This window comes from Streptomyces sp. NPDC042346 (assembly GCF_055581845.1).
In genome coordinates this window covers 278705-293613 of record NZ_JBVJEH010000002.1, presented here as the reverse complement: position 1 = coordinate 293613, position 14909 = coordinate 278705, and the positions used below count along the sequence as shown (strand labels likewise).

The 14909-nt window shown below is 73.5% G+C and carries 14 protein-coding genes; 8 read left to right on the top strand and 6 right to left on the bottom strand.

Annotation, left to right across the window (positions count from 1 at the left end; genetic code table 11):
- The first annotated feature begins 149 nt into the window (after positions 1 to 149).
- Both ACZ6K0_RS10000 and ACZ6K0_RS09995 read left to right on the top strand, forming a co-directional pair.
- The gene (locus tag ACZ6K0_RS10000) at positions 150 to 1271 is read left to right on the top strand and encodes a fatty acid desaturase family protein (RefSeq protein WP_469233986.1); all 1122 of its coding nucleotides are present in this window, start codon (positions 150 to 152) and stop codon (positions 1269 to 1271) included.
- Between the two features lie 99 nt (positions 1272 to 1370).
- The gene (locus ACZ6K0_RS09995) at positions 1371 to 1916 is read left to right on the top strand and encodes an MOSC domain-containing protein (RefSeq protein ID WP_376406607.1); all 546 of its coding nucleotides are present in this window, start codon (positions 1371 to 1373) and stop codon (positions 1914 to 1916) included.
- Positions 1917 to 1992: 76 nt separating this feature from the next.
- Here ACZ6K0_RS09995 and ACZ6K0_RS09990 read toward each other — a convergent pair whose 3' ends face one another.
- The 5 genes from ACZ6K0_RS09990 to ACZ6K0_RS09970 all read right to left on the bottom strand — a co-directional run bounded on the left by ACZ6K0_RS09990 (position 1993) and on the right by ACZ6K0_RS09970 (position 8151).
- Positions 1993 to 3375 carry a tannase/feruloyl esterase family alpha/beta hydrolase gene (locus ACZ6K0_RS09990; RefSeq protein WP_469233988.1) on the bottom strand — a complete coding sequence of 461 codons (1383 nt, stop codon included), beginning with the start codon at positions 3373 to 3375 and terminating at the stop codon, positions 1993 to 1995.
- Between the two features lie 149 nt (positions 3376 to 3524).
- The gene (locus ACZ6K0_RS09985; RefSeq protein ID WP_469233990.1) at positions 3525 to 4439 is read right to left on the bottom strand and encodes a hypothetical protein; all 915 of its coding nucleotides are present in this window, start codon (positions 4437 to 4439) and stop codon (positions 3525 to 3527) included.
- Positions 4440 to 4571: 132 nt separating this feature from the next.
- Positions 4572 to 4880 (bottom strand): hypothetical protein, encoded by a 309-nt coding sequence (locus tag ACZ6K0_RS09980; protein ID WP_376406601.1) that lies wholly within the window; start codon positions 4878 to 4880, stop codon positions 4572 to 4574.
- A 113-nt stretch (positions 4881 to 4993) separates the two neighbouring features.
- Complete coding sequence (locus tag ACZ6K0_RS09975; protein ID WP_469233992.1) at positions 4994 to 7192, bottom strand: InlB B-repeat-containing protein; 2199 nt, start codon at positions 7190 to 7192, stop codon at positions 4994 to 4996.
- 317 nt (positions 7193 to 7509) lie between these two features.
- Positions 7510 to 8151: a class I SAM-dependent methyltransferase gene (locus ACZ6K0_RS09970; protein WP_376406592.1), complete on the bottom strand. Its 642-nt coding sequence runs from the start codon at positions 8149 to 8151 to the stop codon at positions 7510 to 7512.
- A gap of 151 nt (positions 8152 to 8302) precedes the next feature.
- Between ACZ6K0_RS09970 and ACZ6K0_RS09965 the strand changes: the two genes are divergently transcribed.
- From ACZ6K0_RS09965 to ACZ6K0_RS09945, 5 genes are all read left to right on the top strand, one after another.
- On the top strand, positions 8303 to 9130 hold the full coding sequence (locus tag ACZ6K0_RS09965; protein WP_376406590.1) for an MHYT domain-containing protein: 828 nt from the start codon (positions 8303 to 8305) through the stop codon (positions 9128 to 9130).
- Positions 9131 to 9252: 122 nt separating this feature from the next.
- Entirely contained in the window at positions 9253 to 12420 is a 3168-nt protein-coding gene (locus tag ACZ6K0_RS09960) for a sensor histidine kinase (RefSeq protein WP_469233994.1), read from the top strand.
- Entirely contained in the window at positions 12417 to 12851 is a 435-nt protein-coding gene (locus ACZ6K0_RS09955) for a roadblock/LC7 domain-containing protein (protein ID WP_317592368.1), read from the top strand. Before ACZ6K0_RS09960 ends, ACZ6K0_RS09955 begins: the two co-directional genes overlap by 4 nt.
- Before the next feature lie 13 nt (positions 12852 to 12864).
- On the top strand, positions 12865 to 13281 hold the full coding sequence (locus tag ACZ6K0_RS09950; protein WP_453550592.1) for a DUF742 domain-containing protein: 417 nt from the start codon (positions 12865 to 12867) through the stop codon (positions 13279 to 13281).
- Complete coding sequence (locus tag ACZ6K0_RS09945) at positions 13262 to 13885, top strand: GTP-binding protein (RefSeq protein ID WP_376406584.1); 624 nt, start codon at positions 13262 to 13264, stop codon at positions 13883 to 13885. Before ACZ6K0_RS09950 ends, ACZ6K0_RS09945 begins: the two co-directional genes overlap by 20 nt.
- A 25-nt stretch (positions 13886 to 13910) precedes the next feature.
- Here ACZ6K0_RS09945 and ACZ6K0_RS09940 read toward each other — a convergent pair whose 3' ends face one another.
- Complete coding sequence (locus tag ACZ6K0_RS09940) at positions 13911 to 14336, bottom strand: PPOX class F420-dependent oxidoreductase (protein ID WP_469233996.1); 426 nt, start codon at positions 14334 to 14336, stop codon at positions 13911 to 13913.
- Positions 14337 to 14492: 156 nt separating this feature from the next.
- On the opposite strand from ACZ6K0_RS09940, the gene ACZ6K0_RS09935 reads away from it, so the two are divergent.
- Positions 14493 to 14906: a roadblock/LC7 domain-containing protein gene (locus ACZ6K0_RS09935; protein ID WP_376406580.1), complete on the top strand. Its 414-nt coding sequence runs from the start codon at positions 14493 to 14495 to the stop codon at positions 14904 to 14906.
- Positions 14907 to 14909: the final 3 nt, after the last annotated feature.

Genomic DNA, 14909 nt, shown 5'->3' with positions numbered 1-14909 from the left:
AGAGGGTGGGGTTCACCCCACCCCGGCACCCCTGCGCGCCCCCTGACGTGGACGGGTGGTGACGCCATGGCCCCCGACGATCACCTCTCCGTAGTTTCGGTGGAGGCGCCCACCGCTCGAACCCCGACCCACAGAAACCGGAGCCCGCCATGTCCCAGGCCACCGTCCTGCCCCCGGCGCCCGCCCCCGCCGAGGCAACAGCCAAGGCCGCAGCCAAGGCTCCCGCCCGCGCCAGGGGCGGCAGCGAGTTCTCCCCGCTCCTGCGGACGGTCAGGGAGCAGGGCCTCCTGGAACACCGCCCCGGCTGGTACGCCCGCGGGATCGTCGTCAACCTCCTCGGCATCGCCGCCGTCGTGACCGGACTCGCCCTGATCGGCTCCTCCTGGTGGGTGCTCCCGCTCGCCGTCCCCCTCGCGCTGCTCTCCGCCCGCGCCGCCTTCGTCGGCCACGACGCCGGCCACGCCCAGATCACCGCCGACCGCAGGGCGAGCCGCGTCATCCAGCTCGTCCACGCCAACCTCCTCCTCGGCATGAGCCGGGAGTGGTGGAACGACAAGCACAACCGCCACCACGCGAACCCCAACCACCTCGACAAGGACCCGGACGTCGCCGCCGACATCCTCGTCTTCGCCGAGCACCAGACCGCGGGCCGTACGGGCCTGCACGGTTTCCTCACCCGCCACCAGGCCTGGCTGTTCTTCCCGCTGACGACCCTGGAGGGCATCGCCCTCAAGGTGTACGGAGTCCGGTCCCTCCTCGAGAAGGACGGCCCCTGCCGCACCCGGCGCGAGCGGCTCGTCGAAGGCGCCCTGCTCCTCACCCACTTCGCCGGCTACGCGGCCCTGCTGCTCACTTTCCTCAACCCCCTTCAGGCGCTGGTCTTCGCCCTCCTCCACCAGATGCTGCTCGGCGTGCACCTGGGCATGGCCTTCGCCCCCAACCACAAGGGCATGGAGCGCCCGGACGAGCACGCCGACGGCGACAGCTGGGGCCACCTGCGCCGCCAGGTGCTCACCTCGCGCAACATCCGCGGCGGCGCCCTCACCGACTGGTTCCTCGGCGGACTCAACTACCAGGTCGAGCACCACCTCTTCCCGAGCATGCCGCGCCCCCACCTCCGACTGGCCCAGCCCGCCGTACGCGCCCACTGCGCCGCGCTGGGCGTGCCGTACACGGAGACCGGCTTCGTGGAGTCGTACCGCCAGGCCCTCGGGCACCTGCACGAGGTGGGCGAGCCCCTGCGCGCGGAGCGGGCGGAGAGCGCCGAGTAGGGTCTGAGGTGGTCACACGCGAGGTGATCATCGGTTCGGGTGAGGTGTATCCACCGCTCGCCACGACCGAGCGGTAGCGGAGAAGGGGAGCTCCTCAGCATGAGCAGCGGCACCGTCCAGACGGTCAGCAGCAACGGCACGTACTCGTTCACCAAGCCCAACCGGGAGGGCATCACCCTCCTGGCGGGCCTCGGTGTGGAGGGCGACGTCCACGCGGGAGTGACGGTCAAGCACCGTTCGCGCGTCGCCCGGGACCCGTCCCAGCCGAACCTGCGGCAGGTCCACCTCATCCACGCCGAGCTCTTCGAGGACGTGGCGGGCGCGGGCTTCGAGGTGGCCCCCGGCGACCTCGGCGAGAACGTCACGACCCACGGGATCGACCTCCTCGGCCTGCCCACCGGCACCCGGCTCCACCTGGGCGCCGAGGCCGTCGTCGAGGTCACCGGACTGCGCAACCCGTGCGCGCAGATCGACAACTTCCAGCACGGCCTGCTCAAGCAGGTCCTCGGCCGTGACGAGAACGGCGAGGTCGTCCGCAAGGCGGGCATCATGGGCATCGTGCTGACCGGCGGGGAGGTGCGGCCGGGCGACACGATCCGTGCCGAGCTGCCGGAGGGACCGCACCGCCCCCTGGAGATGGTCTGAGCGCGTTCCCTGACCGCGCTCGTCGATTGCTCTTCAGACCTCAGTCAGACCTCCGTCAGACTTCAGTCGGTCCCAGTCAGTCCTCCAGGGCGCAGGAGTCGACGACGTCACCGCCTGCCGGCCGCGCGATCGTACGGTCCGCGGGCGGCGGCGTACCCTCCTCGACCCAGCGCGTGAGCGCGTCGAACGCGGAGCGGTAGCAGGGCAGGATCGGACGCAACCGGTCCGGATACGTGTCGTACAGGCCGTCCGTGTGCGTCCCGCCCTGCACCGTGTAGTACCGGTGCAGCCCGCCCCGGCCCCGCGCGTCGATCATCCCGGCGTACACGTCGGAGTCGGTGGCGATGGGCAGCAGGGTGTCCAGGTCGCCGTGGAGCGTGATGAGGGGCTTGCCGATGCGACCGGTCAGCGCGACCTTCGCGACCGCGCGGTGGACGGACGCGGGCCGGGAGGCATAGTCGTACGAGGCGTCCGAGGCGCAGGCCGCGAAGATCTCCTCCACCGTCCGCCCGGCCGTGGCACCCGGACAGGCCGGGTCGTACGAGGGGTCGAACTCGGCCCGGAAGATCTTCTGCGTGAGCCCCCAGTACGCCTTCTCGTGGTACGGCCAGAGGAAACGGGACCCGGGCGCGAAACCCGCCTCGACCAGGTCCTCGTCGGAGGCCCGGCCGAGTGAGCGGGCCACCGTCACCGGCAGGCTCGTCAGCAGGTTGGGGCCGTGTGTGGTCCACAGCACGCCCTCCCAGTCGACCCCGCCGTCGTACAGCTCGGGCCGGTTCTCCAGCTGCCAGCGCGTCAGGTACCCGGCGTTGGAGATGCCCGTCATGTACGTCGAGGCGGGGGCATGGCCGTAGCGCTGCCGTACGGCCTTCTTGGCCGCCCGCGTCAGCTCGGTGACCCGGCGGTTCCACTCGGCCACCGCGTCGCCCGGGGCCCGTCCGTCGGTGAAGAAGTCCGGGCCGGTGTTGCCCTTGTCGGTGGCCGCGTAGGCGAATCCCTGGGCGAGGACCCGGTCGGAGATGAGCGCGTCCGTGGAGTACTGGCGCCGGCTGCCGGGCGCGCCGGTGACGACGAGCCCGCCGTTCCAGTCGTCGGGCAGCCGGATCACGAACTGCGCGTCGTGGGCCCAGCCGTGGGTGGCGTTGAGCCGTGAGGTGTCGGGGAAGTAGCCGTCGATCTGGACGCCGGGCACCCCCGAGGGGTTACGGGTCGCCTTCGCCGCGAGACCGGCCTGGTCGGCCATGTCGGTGTACGGCGTACCGGCGAGCCCCGCGGTCGTCAGATCGGCCAGGCACGCGGACCGCTGGTGCTCGGCGCCCGGTACGTGGAGCCGTTCCTGGCGCGCGCAGTGCGCGGAGGCCGGGGCCTCCGTTCCGGCTCCGGCGGGGCTCGCGGGGGCGAGGACGGTGAGCCCCGCCAGCAGTGCGGTGAACAGGGAAATGCCTGGGTGCAGGCGCATGGTGAGCCTCCGTGGGGACGACGGGAAGGGGGTGCGGCGCCATATCGTGCGGCGCACCACCACCGCCGGACCATGGTCCGGGGCCACACCTATGGCCGTTGTCCCATGTGGGAGGAGTGCTTCTTGGCGTGGGCGTGCTCAGGACGTGCTCAGGAGGTGCGGACGGCCATCGCGTCGAGCGCGTCGAGGAGCGCGGGCAGCTCCGGTCCCCTGGAGACCGGCAGCACCTCGCGCGGCAGCTCGTCGAGGAGGACGAAGGCCATGTCGTCGGTCCGGGCCACGAACGACCAGCCGGGGCCGTCCGCGCGAACGAGACGGGCGCCGTCCTCCGCCGTCGACTGCGACCGCACCCGTCCCACGGGAGGCGCCTCCTCCAGATAGCCGCGGAGCTCGCGCAGGGCCTTACGTACACCGTCGTACGGGTCGGGTACGGAGGGACCGCTCGCTTCCGCCGGCTCGGATGTCCCGGCGCCCGGCCTGGACGTCGCGCCGCCCGGCCCGGGCGTCCCGGCGCCCTTGGTGTCGTCGTTCACCGGGGCGTCGTCCTCCACCTGGGCACGCCAGGCTTCCCACCGGAGCGCCACCTCGTCCGCACCGAGCCGGCGCTGGACCGGGCCCCACACGTCGCCGGACGGCGGGACCAGCGGGGCGGGATCGCCCTCCTCCGGCTCCGGGTCGTGCGGTGCGGGGACGCCGGGTGCGGCGCTGACCACCTCGAGCGGCCAGCCCGGCAGCCCGGCCACCACGGAGTTCTCGTCGGGGGAGAGGTCGTAGGCCATGCCGCAGTCCCAGGACGAGATGGCCACCGCGACGAGCGACACGTCGTCGACGACGACCGTCCACCGCGCGCCGAGGCCGTCCTGGCCGAACACGAGCCCGTACCCGTCCGCGTAGGGCTGGAGCCCCAGCGCGGCGCAGGCGGCCGGATAGTCGTCACCGAGCACGCTCGGGAAGCTCGCGGGCGTCAGCAGCGCCGCGGTCAGCACGAACAGCGCGTCGGCATCGGCGTCACCCCCGCCGTCTCCGGCGGTGCGCGCCTCGGCGATCGGGTCCGTCCCGGTCACGGCAGCCTCCCCATCTGGTAGTCGGCGCACCTTAACCAGTGAGTAACCCGCGCGTCGAGGGTGTACGAGCGAGAGATCCCCCTCGGAGAAGGCCCCCGGGTGGATCCTCCGGGGGCCTTCGGGGGCGATCCCTCAGGCGTCCCGGAGGCCGAGCAGCGAGCGGGCCACGGTGGTCGGCGATTCGCCGCGCTCCCGGGCGAGGGCGATGAGCGCCCGGCAGGCCAGCTCGTTGACGCCGAAGGACAGCGCGCCGGGGGAGACCCGGCTCGCCGCCTCCTCCGCCCGGGCCGGATCGTCCTCGGCGCACGCGGCCACGTACTCCGCCGCCGCCTCGAAGAGGTTGTGGCCCTGCCGGGCGCGCGGCGGCGCGGGCGCGGCGGCCCCGGGAGCCCGCCGGGCGGCGGGGAGGAGTCTGCGCAGTCGTTCCGGAACACGTGCCATCGCCCGCCGCCTCTCCCGGGCACGACTGCCCGGCACCTCCACCGTAGACAGCGAAGTGCCGGGACAGAAGGGCGCGTTGGGACGGTTCCGGTCAGGAGCGATCAGGGAACTGCCTAGGCGCGGGCGAAGACCGCCGTCAGGGTGTGCCCCTCCTCCTCGAAGGTGAGGGCCGTCTCGCCGAGGGACCGGTCCTCGTCACCGCCGTACGGCTCTCCGTCGAGCAGCCAGTCCACGAACACGTACCCGGGGTGGGGCACCGCCGTGGCCACGACGGTGTCGCCGTCCGAGTACGGCCCGTCCTGCGAGAGCGAGACAGTGCCTCTGCCGCCCCCGCACTCCACCTTGAGGGCGTGACGCCGCTGCTCGAAGACCGCGGTGAGTTCCATGTCCTCGGTGCCGACGTCGATCGCGACGGTGTCGTCGTCACCCGCACTCGACCCGTCGAGCCGCCATCCCGCGAAGTCCCAGCCCGCTGCCGGCACGGCCTCGTAGAGGAGGTCGGCGCCCTCCTGCTCGGCACGCTCGGCGGGCGCTTTCTTCACGGTGCCGCTGCCGCTGGTCTTGGTGGTGACGGTCGACGTGGGGGTGGTGCCCTTCGTGAAGACCGCCACCAGGGTGTGGTCGCCGGCCGGCACGCGGAAACCGGTCGCCCCGCCCTTGGCGGCCTTGCCGTCGAGCTTCCAGCCGCTGAACACGTACCCCTTGGCGGCGACCGCCGAGTGGACCGTGGTGGTGCCCTGCGGGTACGGGCCGGGGAGGGCGGCCTCGACGGTGCCGGCGCCCGCGGGCGAGACCGAGGAGGTCACCGCGCACAGCGCGTCCGGGGTCTTGGCCGCGCGGTAGGCGGCGACGGCGACGCCCGTCCTGCTCAGCACGTCGGAGGAATCGGCCTGGTTCGGCTTGCCGATCGGGATGCCGATCGGCTCTCCGCGGTACGTCTGCTTCGGGTTCGTGAAGTGGTTGATCCGGGTGCAGGCGCCCTTGGTCGCCTTGCGGCAGCTGGACTCGTACGCCATCAGGGACGACCAGCCGCCCTTGGCGGGAAAGTACCCGGTGGCGCCGTTCTCGGGCTGCACGGGCTGGGTGACGCGGTCGTGGTCGGCGCTCAGGTTGTGGCCGATCTCGTGGCCCATGGAGTAGTTGCCGATGGCACCGCGACCGACGACGCTGTAGCCCCAGGCGGCCGTTGACGGGCCGGGGTCGGGCGGGGTGTAGCCCAGCCCGCCCGCCGCGCGGCCGGCGGCCATGACCGAGACGAGGTCCGCGCCGTACTGGTCGCGCAGCTGCGGGACGTTGTCGGCGACGCCGTCGGTGGGCAGCACGAGCGCGCTGAGCAGGCTGTTGGTGACGCCGTCCTTGGCGGCCGGCACGGTCACCAGGGTGGTGCCGACCAGCCTCAGCCGGACTTTCGTGCCGCTCGCGGAGAAGGCGTCGTTGGCGAGGGTGACGCCCTTGGTCGCGAGGGCCTTGATCTGGGCGTCGCCGCCCGCCTCGGTGCGGGCGCCGGGGGTGTATCCGACGAGCGTGTCGATGAGGGCGTACCCCTTGCCGCCCTTGCAGGCGGCGGCCGCCGCTGCCGTGAGCGCGGCCGCGGACTCGGGCGCGGCCCGGGTGTCGTCCTCGGCCGCGGCCGCGGGCTTCTTCCCGGGGTCGGCCTCCGCGGCGATCGCGGCGGCCGGCGGGGCACCGGTGGGCTGCTCGTCCTCGTCGGTGAGGGGGGTGAGCTGAACGATCCTCACCCGGCCCGGCGCCAGCGGCTCGATGGCGTAGAGGTCACCGCCCAGCAGGAACTGGGCGCTCAGGATCTCGTTGCCGGGCGTCTTGTCGCAGCCGCCGTCCAGGGTCACGACGACGTTCTGGTCGACGGTGCCGGCGACGGTCCCGTGCCAGACGAGGGTGGAGCCGACCATCGAGCGGGCCTCCTCGACGGCCTGCACGGTCACGTCGCCGAAGAGAGGAAACGTCACTTCACTGCCGTAGCCGCTGCCGCACACGGGGGCGAGCGCGGCGGGCACGACCCGGGCGACCCGGCCCCTGACGTGCTCGGCCCCGAAGTCCTCGGTCGCGTCCCCCTCCGTCGCGCGCACGCCCGCGCCGGTGTCCGATGGCGGGTGGGCCCTCGTGATCCGTTCGCCGGTGTCCGGGCTCAGCGCCCCCGCCGCCACGGCCTCCCGCACGGTCCGTTCGTGCGCGGCAGTCCCGGACGCGCCGGCCTCACCACCGTCGCGCGCCGGGGCGAAGCCGGCCACGGTGGAGACGCCCAGCACCATCGCGCCGAGGGCCACACCGCCCGTCTGTCTGTAGCGGGCCATCTCTTCCTCCTGTTTCCCGGGGCACGTGTCCATCCGCACGTCGTGCACCTGGTTCATCTGCTGAAACTGGGGGGAGAGTTCCTTGCGCCCACGAGGTGATCACCCGATGATCGGCAGAATCACCCTCGATGGCGGAGTGTCCGGCTGTCTGCCCTCCGCAAGGCGGTGCGCCCCGGCGCGTGTCGGCGCAGGGGGCGGCCCCGGTCGACACACGCGGCGGTTCGGACGAGGCGGTTCGGACGCGGCGGTCCAGGTGTGCGGTTCAGGTGCGGTGGTTCAGGTACGGCGGTTCAGGTGCGGCGGTTCAGGCGTGCGGTTCAGCCTTCGCGAACGGCCAGGGCCAGGTAGCGCGCGTCCTCGTCCACGTAGCTGACGAGCCGCCAGCCGGCCTCGGCGAGGAGCGGACGCAGCCGGGGTTCGGCGCGCAGGTCGTCCGGCGTGATCTGCCGGCCGTGCCGGGCCGCGAGGGCGGCACGCCCGATCGGGTGGAACAGCGCGAGGCGGCCCCCGGGACGGACGACCCGGGCGAGTTCCCCCAGACCGGCGACGGGGTCGGCGAGATGGGAGATGAGCCCCGCCCCGAAGACGGCGTCGAGCGCGCCGTCGCGCACCGGCAGCCGGCCGACATCGGTGAGCAGAAGCGTCCCGGCGCCGTCCGGGTCGCCCTGAGCGTCGGGTGCGCCCTGCCCCGGTCGGCCGCGTCCCGCCCGTACCGCCTCGGCGAGCATCTCGGGGGTCAGGTCGGCGCCGAGCACGGTGCCGGTCGGTCCGACGGCGGCGCGGAGCGGCGGGAGGGCGCGGCCGGTGCCGCAGCCGGCGTCCAGTACCGCGTCACCGGGGCGCAGACCGAGCTCGCTCACGGCGGCGGCGTACGCGGGGCCGTCGTCGGGGAACCGACGGTCCCAGTCGGCGGCGCGCGTGCCGAAGAACTCTCGGACGTGTGTGGGGTCATCGCTCATGCGCTCATGATCCACCACCCGGAGGTGTGAACGTTCTGTGTGCACGTTCGAACTCGGCGTGATCGTTCGGGATCATCTCTCTGTCATATTCCATCAGCTTTCGAAATGCGCCCCTGGTGCGCCCCCGTGTGCGCACTAGCGTCCCTGAGCCATGGGACACCTGGACCACGCCACCTTCGGCTGGCTGACACCCGCGCTGTCGTACGCGATGGCCTGCATCGGCGCTGCCCTCGGGCTGCGCTGCACCGTACGGGCGCTCGACGCGACCGGCCGATCGCGGCGGAACTGGCTGCTCACCGCCGCCTCCGCGATCGGCACCGGCATCTGGACGATGCACTTCGTCGCGATGCTCGGCTTCGGCGTGACCGGAACCGACATCCGCTACAACGTTCCCCTCACCATCCTCAGCCTGGTCGTGGCCATGGCGGTCGTCGGCGTCGGCGTGTTCGCCGTCGGGTACGGCCGTGACCGGGTCCGTTCGCTCCTGATCGGCGGACTGACCACGGGCGTCGGCGTGGCGAGCATGCACTACATGGGCATGGCCGCGCTCCGGCTGCACGGACAGGTCCGGTTCGACCCCCTGCTCGTCGCCCTCTCGGTCGTGATCGCGGTCGTGGCCGCCACCGCGGCGCTGTGGGCGGCCCTGAACATCCACGCACCGGCGGCCGTGGCCGTCGCCTCGCTCGTCATGGGAGCGGCCGTCAGCAGCATGCACTACACGGGCATGCTCGCGGTGCGGGTCGACGTCGTCCCTTCTTCCGCCGTTCTCCCCGGCGCCACGGTCATGCAGTTCATCTTCCCGCTCGCCGTCGGACTCGGCTCGTACCTGTTCATCACCTCCGCCTTCGTCGCCCTCTCCCCGACGGCGGGGGAGCGGGCCGCGTACGCCTCGGCCGAGCGCCTCACCGAACCGGACGAACGGGCGGTGGACGTCGCGCCCGCCGGCTTCCGCACCGCCGAAGGCGCCTACCGCTCATGACCTGAGCCTCACCCTCACCGTCACTGTTTCCATCCGCTTCACCCTCAGCTTCACCTGTACCCACACCTTCACCTGCACCTTCACACCGCACCAGAGACAGACGCAGCCGGAACGAGGAGCCCATGCGAACTCCCCGCAAGACCAAGGACGCCGAGGCGACGGCTCCGCCGCCGGCGGCCGCGCGCGGGCGACGCGCACACGCCGGGCCACCCGCCGAGGAGCAGGGGCCGCACCACGCCCCCGAGGCCTTCCCCACTGCCGGTCGCACGACCACCCCGGACGCCCCGGACACCCCCACCGCCGGGTCCTCCCTCTCGGGGTCCTCCCTTCCGGGGTCCTCCCTCTCGGGGTCCTCCCTCTCGGGCCGGGGCCGCCCCGCGCGACTCGGACTGCGTCCCCGGACCGTCCGCGCCAAGATCGTCTCGCTCCTGATGGTCCCGGTCGTCTCGCTCCTCGCCCTCTGGGGTTTCGCCACCGTCACCACCGCACAGGACGTCGCGCGGCTCCGCCAGCTCCAGCGCGTCGACGCCGAGATCCGCGAGCCCGTGGCGGCCGCGATCGGCGCGCTCCAGGCCGAACGGCGCGCCGCCGTACGCCAGGTCGCGGCGCCCGGCGCCACCCGGTCCGCCGAACTCGAGGACCGGATACGCCGCACGGACGCGGCCCTCGACCGTCTTCGCCTCGACGACGACCACACCGTCGGCGACACCGGGGACCTGCCCGGCGACGTCCCCACACGGGTGAGCGTCTTCGTCGGCACCGTCGAGGGCCTCGCCCGGCTCCGCACCGCCGCCGTCGACGGGCGCGCCGACGGGGACCAGGTGTACGAGGAGTACACCGCCGCCGTCTCCGCGGGCTTCGCCGTCGGCGGCGCCCTCACCGGCATCCAGGACACCCAGCAGGGCTCCGAGGCACGCGTGCTCCTCGAATTCGGCCGCGCCGGCGAGATGCTGTCCCGCGAGGACGCCCTCCTCGGCTCCGCCCACCTCACCGGGCGCCTCACCCCGGAGCGGTTCCGCGTCTTCGCCGGAGCCGTCGAGACCCGGCGCACCCTCACCGCCTCGGCCACTTCCGACCTGCCCGCCGCCACCCGCGCGGAGTGGGCCCGGCTCGCGGCGGGCCGCGACCACGCCCGACTCGTCCGAGCCGAGGACAGCGTCCTCGCCGCGGCGTCCGGCCGCCCCGCCGCCCAGGCCGTGACCTCCGCCGACTGGGACGACACCCTGGCCGCCGTACGGAGCGGACTCACCGCGATCGAGACCGAGGCGCGCACGGCGGCGGCCGACCGCGCCGACCCCTTCGCGGGCGGCGCACTCAGCCTGAGCGGCGCGGCGGTCCTGCTCGGCCTCGCCGCCGTCGCCGCCTCCCTGGTCATCTCCGTCCGTATCGGCCGGGGCCTCGTCGTCGAGCTCGTCAGCCTCCGCAACACCGCCCTCGGGATCGCGCGCCGCAAACTCCCGTCCGCCATGCGCCGCCTGCGCGCCGGAGAGGAGATCGACGTGCGGGCCGAGGCACCGCCCGGCCCCGTCTCCCAGGACGAGATCGGCCAGGTCGGTGAGGCGCTCACCACCGTCCACCGCGCGGCTCTGTCCGCGGCCGTCGAACGAGCCGAACTCGCCAGCGGCATCTCGGGGGTCTTCGTCAACCTCGCCCGCCGCAGCCAGGTCCTCGTCCACCGCCAGCTCAACCTCCTGGACAGCATGGAGCGGCGGGCCGACGACCCCAACGAGCTCGGGGACCTCTTCCGCCTCGACCACCTCACCACCCGCATGCGCCGCCACGCCGAGAGCCTGATCATCCTCTCCGGTGCCGCCCCCGGCCGCGCCTGGCGCATGCCCGTCCCCCTCACCAACGTCGTCCGGGCCGCCGTATCCGAAATCGAGGACTACGCGCGCGTGGAGGTGCGTCGGCTGCCCGAGACGGCGGTCGTCGGCGGCGCCGTCGCCGACCTGACCCACCTCCTCGCCGAACTGATCGAGAACGCCGCCCAGTTCTCCCCGCCCCACACCAAGGTGCGCGTCAGCGGCGAACCCGTCGGCAACGGCTACGCCCTGGAGATCGAGGACCGTGGGCTCGGCATGGGCAAGGAGACCCTCGCCGATGCCAACGCCCGCATCGCCCAGTCCGAGGCCCTCGACCTCTTCGACAGCGACCGGCTCGGCCTCTTCGTCGTCAGCCGTCTCTCCTCCCGCCACGACATCAAGGTCCATCTGCGGACCTCCCCGTACGGCGGGACGACAGCCGTCGTGCTGCTTCCGACCGACCTTCTCCAGGGCGCACTGCCGCCCGGGCGGGGAACCCCGGCGACCGCCGGGCCGGGCCCCGAGGGCGTGGACACCGCCACCCAGGCCGGGAACGCCGGGCGGCGGCGGACTCCGGCCGACGCGACCCCCGGCGGCGACCCCCGCACGGGCGAGCCGCGGGCGAGGGACCCGCGTGCCGGCGGCTCCGTCGCGGACGCCTCGCGCGCCGCACGGGAACACGAGGAGGCGCAGCGCGCGGAGGCCCGCCGCTTCGGCCGCCCTCAGGGCCCCCGTACCCCGACGCCGACCCTCCCTCTCGGTCCCGCCGCGGCCCCCCGGGGAGGCACCCCGCAGCCGCCGGCCGGCCCGCAGCCCCTGAACCGTCCCCAGCCGACGGACCGCCCCCGCCCGCAGTCCCGCCCCCAACCCCTGACCCGCCCGACGGCGGTCCCCGCCCTGGCGGCGCGACCGGAGCAGAGTCCCCCTCCCGCCGGTGTCACCGCCCTGCGCCAGCGCGGCCCCTCCGGCCCGACGCCGCCCGTAGCGGCCCCGGCCCCGGTGGCCCCGGCCCCGGCCCCGGCCGCGCCGGCATCGTCGTCGGTGCCGCCGACTCCGCCGCTGCCACGGATGCCGACTCCCGCGCAGCCGCCGACGACTCCGGCCGGTCCCGGCGCTCATGGCCCGCGAGGAGACCACGGCGGCTACGGGGACCCCGGCACCCCCGGCACCCCCGGCTCCCTCGGCGCCCTCGGCGGTCCCGACGGTGATCTGCCCCGCCGCGTACGGCAGGCCAACCTCGTCCCGCAGCTGCGCGAGGCACCCGCTCCGGCCCCGGCTTTCGCACCCGCGGCACCCGGCACGGACGCGCGCACCCCGGAGCAGGTCCGGGACCGGATGGCGGCCTACCAGGACGGCTGGCAGCGCGGCGGCGGCCCCGCCCCCGGCAGCAGACGTCCCCTCGGGACCGGCTTCGGCGCCGAGTCCCACGCGCCGCACCACGACCTCATCGACCCCATGGCCCCCCGCTTCGAAGGAGACGACGCATGATCGACCACGAGAGGATCTCCCCTCACCGGTCCGGTGAGCTCGACTGGCTCCTCGACGACCTCGTCATGCGGGTCCGCGAGGTCCGCCACACCGTCGTGCTCTCCAACGACGGACTCGCCGTCGGCTCCTCCAGCGGACTCAGCCGGGAGGACGCCGAGCACCTCGCCGCCATCGCCTCCGGCTTCCACAGCCTCGCCAAGGGCGCGGGACGGCAGTTCCACACCGGGGGAGTCCGCCAGACGATGGTCGAGATGGACGACGGATTCCTCTTCGTCGCCGCGGCGGGCGACGGCTCCTGCCTCGCGGTCCTCAGCTCGGTCAGCGCCGACATCGGCCTCATCGCCTACGAGATGGCCCGCCTCGTCAAGCGCGTCGGCGAGCATCTGCACACCCCGCCGCGGCTCACGGTGACCCCGCCGGCCGCCGGCTGACCCGGAGACCTCCATGAACGAGGACAGCACCGGCGGCGGCCCGTCCGCACCGGGCAGTCAGTGGTACGACGCCGACGCCGGGCCGCTCGTACGCCCGTACGCGATGACCGGCGGGCGGACCCGCCCGGGTCCCAGCAACGTACGGTTCGACCTCATCGCCCTCGTCGTCGTCGACGACGACCCGCCGGGAGCGGCCGAGGAGAGCCTCCTGGGCCCCGAACACCGCTCCCTGCTCGCCTTGTGCCGGGCCGAGACGCAGTCGGTGGCGGAGCTCGCCGCCGACGCCGACCTGCCCGTCGGAGTCGTCCGGGTGCTCCTCGGCGACCTCCTCGAATCGGGCTTCGTCCGCGTCAGCAGGCCCGTACCTCCCGCACAGCTCCCCGACGAAAGAATCCTGAGGGAAGTCATCGATGGCCTACGAGCGCTCTGAGAGCACCGGTACCGGCGCGGGCGACGGGGTGGACACCGCCGCCCTCGCCCTGAAGATCCTGGTCGCCGGCGGATTCGGCGTGGGCAAGACCACCCTGGTCGGCGCCGTCAGCGAGATCCGGCCCCTGCGGACCGAGGAACAGCTCAGCCGCGCCGGCGAGCTCGTCGACGACACCGGGGGAGTCGCCCAGAAGACCACCACGACCGTCGCGATGGACTTCGGCCGCATCACGATCCGGTCCGGGCTCTCCCTGTACCTCTTCGGCACCCCAGGTCAGGACCGGTTCTGGTTCCTGTGGGACGAGCTGTCGCAGGGCGCCCTGGGAGCCGTCGTGCTCGCCGACACCCGGCGCCTGGAGGACTGCTTCCCGGCCGTCGACTACTTCGAGCACCGCAAGATCCCCTTCGTCGTCGCCGTCAACTGCTTCACGGGCGCGCGCACCTACGGCGCGCACGACGTCTCCCGCGCGCTGGACCTCGACCGCGGCACCCCCGTGGTGCTGTGCGACGCGCGCGACCGCGACTCGGGCAAGGAGGTGCTCATCCGTCTCGTCGAGTACGCCGGGCGGATGCACACCGCCCGGCTCCTCGACAGCGTCGGCTGAGGGCGCGGTGCTCGGCGCCCCGCCCTCAGTCGGATACGCCGCCCCGGGCGATCACCTTGTCGATCCGCACCCGGACGAGGAGTTCGCCGGGGACGCCGTTGCGCTCCCCGAACTCCTCCGCCCGGTCCTCACCCATGTAGCGCGCGCCGAGACGGGCGGCCCAGTGGCGCAACTCGACCGGGTCCTCGCCGAGTTCGGCGCGACCGGTCAGGGTGACGAAGGCGAACGGCGGGGTGTCGTCGTCCACGCACAGCGACACCCGCGGGTCGCGGGCGAGATTGCGGCCCTTCACGCTGTCCTTGCCCGTGTTGAACACGAAGTCGTCGCCGTCGAGCAGGAACCAGATCGGCACGACGTGCGGACTGCCGTCGTCACGGACGGTCGCCAGCTTGCCGGTACGGGTCCCCGCGGACACGAAGGCCCGCCACTGATCCTCGGTCATCCTCGTCATGCCCCCATAGTGCCTCGCGCCTCGGACATCGGACGGCACGCGCGGGCGCGGTGCGGTGCTTGCCCTGTCCACGACAGTGCGTAAGGCTTGCCACGACACGCGGAGCCGAAGACTTGCGGGTCGACGGGGACGCACCACCAAGGGGGAGGACCACGCATGGCGCTGGACAAGGGACTGGACTGGCTTCTCGACGATCTGACGCAACGGGTCGGGTTCATACAGCACGCGCTGGTGCTGTCGAACGACGGTCTGGTGACGGGCGCGAGCAGTGGTCTCGCGCGCGAGGACGCCGAGCACCTGGCCGCCGTCTCCTCGGGCCTGCACAGCCTGGCCAGGGGCTCCGGCCGGCACTTCAGGGCCGGCCGGGCGCGGCAGACGATGGTGGAGTTCGACGAGGCGCTGCTCTTCGTGACGGCGGCGGGCGAGGGCAGCTGCCTCTGCGTCCTCAGCGCGGCCGAGGCCGATGTCGGCCAGGTGGCGTACGAGATGACGCTGCTGGTCAACCGGGTCGGCGAGCACCTCGGCGTGGCGGCACGCCAGCCGGGCCGCCCGGGCGACACCGCGTTCTGAGTT